The 3,069-nt window shown below is 69.4% G+C and carries 3 protein-coding genes and 1 pseudogene; 1 reads left to right on the top strand and 3 read right to left on the bottom strand.

Annotated elements, in window-relative coordinates; genetic code table 11:
• Positions 1–347 precede the first annotated feature (347 nt).
• Positions 348–944 carry a DJ-1/PfpI family protein gene (locus C1I98_RS37160; RefSeq protein WP_111171950.1) on the bottom strand — a complete coding sequence of 199 codons (597 nt, stop codon included), beginning with the start codon at positions 942–944 and terminating at the stop codon, positions 348–350.
• Positions 945–1,056: 112 nt separating this feature from the next.
• Between C1I98_RS37160 and C1I98_RS37155 the strand changes: the two genes are divergently transcribed.
• A complete protein-coding gene (locus tag C1I98_RS37155) occupies positions 1,057–2,010 on the top strand; it encodes a GlxA family transcriptional regulator (RefSeq protein ID WP_111171949.1) in 954 nt (317 codons plus the stop codon).
• A 248-nt stretch (positions 2,011–2,258) separates the two neighbouring features.
• Here the strand turns inward: C1I98_RS37155 and C1I98_RS37150 are convergent.
• Both C1I98_RS37150 and C1I98_RS37145 read right to left on the bottom strand, forming a co-directional pair.
• Positions 2,259–2,760: pseudogene (locus C1I98_RS37150) on the bottom strand (response regulator).
• Complete coding sequence (locus C1I98_RS37145; RefSeq protein WP_199537507.1) at positions 2,757–2,954, bottom strand: ATP-binding protein; 198 nt, start codon at positions 2,952–2,954, stop codon at positions 2,757–2,759. Before C1I98_RS37145 ends, C1I98_RS37150 begins: the two are co-directional and overlap by 4 nt.
• Positions 2,955–3,069: the final 115 nt, after the last annotated feature.

Here is a 3,069-nt window from a genome sequence, read left to right as displayed (position 1 = left end):
CCACTGGTCACCGAGCCCAGCCATTCGTCCCGGACGCTGAACCAGGAGGCCGTCACCGCGGCTTCCCTTCTCCATGGCGATCAGGAGGGGACGGCTCAGTGACAGGCCCCACCGCCGCTCACGGGCGAAGCTCCCCGGCCGAGGCCGAGAGTTGCGCTCACTCCTGCGGGGTGGGGGGCTCGGGATGAGCACAGGGTGGCGGGCCGCGGGACGATGGTGGCACCGCCAAGTTCACCGTCCAGCGGCAGAACGGCGTTCATCGCCGGGTGGGAACCCACCGGTCGCCCCCCGGAAAATCCCTCGGGCGCGCGGGCTGGGTCATGTCGGTTGCCCGGGGGGCGAAGAGGTCACTGCACGGCGCGCCAGACAGTGCCGCGGCGCTGGTACTCCAGCACCTCCTCGGCCAGCAGCGCGGCCTGCGGGCCGTAGAAGCGTTCGGCCAGCCACAATCCCAGGTCGAGGCCAGAGGTGACGCCGCCGGAGGTGACCAGGTCGCCGTCGTCGACGACTCTGGCCCTGACGACGTCGCCGCCTCGCGCTCGAACGTCGTCTTCGGCGACGTGGTGGGTGGCGCAGGGGCGGCCGTCGGTGAGCCCGGCCGCGGCGAGCAGTTGCGTGCCGGTGCACACCGCCGCCAGGATGAGGCCGGGCCGGGCAGCCGAGGCCAGTGCACGCGGCAGCGCGCCGCGGATAATCTCGCGGTCCACGCCGGAGCCCTCGCCGTAACCGCCTCCCGGCACCAAGATCAAGTCTGCGGTGCCGGGCGACCAGGGGGCCCGGACGGTGATCTCGGCCCCAGACGCGGTGGTCACCGCCCGTGGGCCGTCGGCGGTGACGTAGGTGTGCCGTACGTGCTCCAGGACGCCGAAAACCGTGATCGGGCCGATGAAGTCCTGGTCCTCGACGTCGTCGTACAGGACGGTATGCACGCTAAGTGAGCGCATGTGACCTCCGTTGGGAAATGAGGGAAAAAGGGGGCTGGGCGCAACAGTATTGTTGGTGTGTGGGCGAAGTGAACAGTGGCTCGAATGCCGGGTATGCGTAAGATCTGGCCACATGCATGTTGTCGCCGTTCTGGCCTTCGACGGGGTGGTGGCCTTTGACCTGACGATCCCCGCCCAGGTGTTCGCCGCCGCGCGGCAAGCGGATCTGAGCCCCCTCTATGAGGTGCGGGTGTGCGCCGATCGGCCGCTCAACGCCACTGCCTGGGACCAGGACCTCTTCCAGATCTCTCCGAAGTACGGCCTCGGCGGCGCGCTGACCGCCGACACCGTGATCGTCCCTGGCGGCGACCCTGAGCGGCCGCCGGACCCGGAGGTGCTGCGGGTAGTGCGCACAGCCGCTGCTCGGGGCTGCCGGGTGGCCTCCATCTGCACGGGTGCGTTCGTGCTGGCGGCGGCCGGGCTGCTCGACGGCCGTCGCGCCACCACCCACTGGTATCTCGCCGACCAGCTGGCGCGAGACTTCCCTGACATCGAGGTGGATCCATCGGTCCTGTTCGTCGACGAAGGGGACATCCTGACCTCTGCCGGAGTCGCGGCAGGGCTGGATCTGTGTTTGCACATGGTGCGCCGAGACCTCGGCGCGGCCACCGCGGCCGACGCCGCCCGGGCGATCGTCATGCCGCCGCAGCGCTCCGGGGGCCAGGCTCAGTTCATCGAGCAGCGCGACCCCGAGGGCGACCCCGACGATCTCGCCCCGGCCCTGCGGTGGATGCACGACAACCTGGACAAACCGCTGACCTTGGCCGACATCGCGGCGCAGGCCGCCATGAGTACACGCAGCCTGTCGCGCCGCTTCCGCGCCAGACTGGGCATGACCCCGCTGCAGTGGCTGCTCGACCAGCGTGTGCGGCGGGCCAGGGAACTGCTGGAGACAACCGGCCTGCCAGTGGAGCGGATCGCGCGGACGACGGGATTCGGTTCGGTCGAGGCCCTACGGCACCATTTCGCCAGACAGGTCGGCACCAACCCGAGGGCCTACCGCGCAACCTTCCGCAGCCCCCCCTGACGCCGGCGCTCTTACACCAACTCATGCGGGAACTCCCCGATCGCTCACCCCGGCTCGCCAAGACAGCAGTCGACCTGAACTTGCTCCGCTTTGACGGACACTAACGATGTGGTGGTCAGGCCGCAGTCGCCTCGTAGTCGGCATGGCTACGGTAGCCAGGCCGCCATGCAGACGATGCGGGACGGCGGTGCCCTCACTGCGCAAGGGCCGAAGCGACGCTGCGCGGAGAACTTCGAGTAGTCCGCGGGTCACGGCCGTCCGGGCGTCCGCGGAACGAGCAGCCCGCGGTTGAACGCCTCGGTGACGGCGGCGGCGCGGTCGTTCACCCCGCACTTGGTGTAGATGTTCAGCAGGTGGGACTTGACAGTGGCCTCCGTGATGAACAGGCGGACGGCCGCCTCGCGGTTGGTGTTCCCGGGGGGAGTCCTTGAGCAGGTAGCCGGTCGCGCCCGCCTCGATCGCCGGCAGGACGTCGGTGTCGGAATCGTAGGTCGTCAGCACCGGCACGCGCGCGGTGACGCCGAGCCGGGTCAACTCGGTGATCGCGGCCAGCCCGTCCATGCCCGGCATGCGCAGGTCCATCAGAATCACCTCGGGCCGCAGTTCCTGGGCCAGCCGCACTGCGTCAGCGCCGTCAGAGGCCGCACCCAGCACCTCGAATCCGGGCGCGGAAGCGAACATGCTGCTCAGCCCATCCCTGACAACTGGGTGGTCGTCGGCGATCAGCAGCCGGATCGCGGTGCCGGTCATGCGCCGCTCCCGATCAGCGGACAAGGGACGCAGGCCGAGATGCCGGTGCCGGCGCCGGGCTCGGACTCGACACGCAGGCTGCCGGACAGCTCTTCTACGCGCTGCCGCATGATCGTCAGGCCGAACCCGTCGGCCTCAAGGCACGCCAGGTCGAAGCCCTTGCCGTCGCCGCGCACGTCTAGTACTACAGTCATGTTTCGTGATCTATAGTGGACTCTGTGTCGGATGGGGTGACGTCTGAGGATCTCCAGTCATGGGCGGCCGGGCTGGATGAACTGTTCGCGCGGGTCGCCGCTCGTTTCGGGCGGG

It is taken from the genome of Spongiactinospora gelatinilytica, assembly GCF_003236385.1.
GTDB classification, from domain to species: Bacteria; Actinomycetota; Actinomycetes; order Streptosporangiales; family Streptosporangiaceae; genus Spongiactinospora; species Spongiactinospora gelatinilytica.
The sequence above is the reverse complement of the archived record's forward strand: the minus strand, read 5'-3'. Positions and strand labels throughout refer to the sequence as shown.